We start from the raw sequence: 471 nt of genomic DNA, 5'->3' as shown, positions 1-471 counted from the left end.
CGATACAATCTCCCTGACCCCACCCATTGGCTGGAACGGCTGGAACTCCTGGGCGCGGAACATCGACCAGGAAAAGGTCATCGCCTCGGCCGACGCCCTCGTCAAAATGGGTCTGAATCAGCACGGCTGGACCTATATCAACATTGATGACGCCTGGCAGGGCAAACGCGGCGGACCGTATAACGCGATTCAGCCGAATGAAAAATTCCCGCGATTTAAGGAAATGGTTGATTACATACACAGCCTTGGCCTCAAAACCGGCATTTATTCAACACCCATGATTACCAGTTATGCCGGTTATGTGGGTGGCACCTCTGATTTCGAAGACGGGCACATTACCGACGGGATCATCGCCAATAAACGGGCGTACCGCTATGTCGGAAAGTACCATTTTGAGAAAAACGATGCGAAACAGTTTGCGGAGTGGGGCATTGATTACCTCAAATATGACTGGCGCATTGAGGTGCCGTC

At 52.0% G+C, this 471-nt stretch carries 1 protein-coding gene (only partly in view); it reads left to right on the top strand.

Features of this window, described 5'->3' with window-relative positions; translation table 11 throughout:
* On the top strand, positions 1-471 hold part of the coding region annotated (locus BLX24_RS28680) for an NPCBM/NEW2 domain-containing protein (protein WP_177225946.1) (this coding region is incomplete at its 3' end). Its footprint begins 764 nt before the window's first position; 471 of 1235 annotated nt are visible.

This window comes from Arsenicibacter rosenii (genome assembly GCF_001870735.1).
Classification (GTDB): Bacteria; Bacteroidota; Bacteroidia; order Cytophagales; family Spirosomataceae; genus Arsenicibacter; species Arsenicibacter rosenii.
The sequence above is the reverse complement of the archived record's forward strand: the minus strand, read 5'-3'. Positions and strand labels throughout refer to the sequence as shown.